Source organism: Psychrobacter sp. T6-1 (assembly GCF_052258445.1).
The window spans coordinates 1-616 of sequence record NZ_JBQQFC010000757.1 but is presented as its reverse complement, the minus strand read 5'-3'; the positions used below and the strand labels follow the sequence as shown (position 1 = coordinate 616).

Annotated in this window: 1 protein-coding gene; it reads right to left on the bottom strand. The window is 45.5% G+C overall.

Annotated elements, in window-relative coordinates:
* Positions 1–572: GDSL-type esterase/lipase family protein (locus tag ACTXGO_RS15825; protein ID WP_443575192.1), on the bottom strand; the 572-nt coding region annotated here is incomplete at its 3' end.
* Between the last annotated feature and the right edge of the window lie 44 nt (positions 573–616).

The following is a 616-nucleotide window of genomic DNA, read 5'->3' as shown; positions in this document are numbered from 1 at the left end:
GGAATCATCGGCACATTCATATCTTCAGCGATACGTGGATAAATAGCTGAGAACGACTGTACGTATTCATTGCCCAAGTTATCATAAATTTGCATACCGCCTAAGATCACTTCGCTACCATTATCTTGTAGATGTTTAACTGCCGTACGAATGTTATCTTCAATCGTTGCTACATCGAGACCGCGTATCGCATCATTAGCACCGATAGTAAGTATGGTAATGTCAGGCTCGGTTTGCGTCACCCAGTCCAAGCGATTCACCAATCCAGTACTAGTCTCGCCGCTTAATCCTGAGTTGACCACATCGACGTTAACGTAGCCCATTTCTTTTAATTTGGCTTCTAGTTGCGCGGGGTAATTACCGTCACGCTCAACGCCCAAGCCTTCGGTTAGTGAGTCGCCCAGTGCTAGGATAGTGATAGGCTGCTCTACGATTGATACATCGCTTTGCTCTGTTTCACGTGAAACAGACTCAGCACTATTGGTAGTTTCTACTGGAGCTATAATTTCGACAGCGTCATCCGTGGCTTGCTCATCCTTAGCGGGACTACAGGCGATCAGAGACAGGCTCATTAATACGGCTAAGCTCGCTGTTTTAATTGATATAGAGTTTAAAG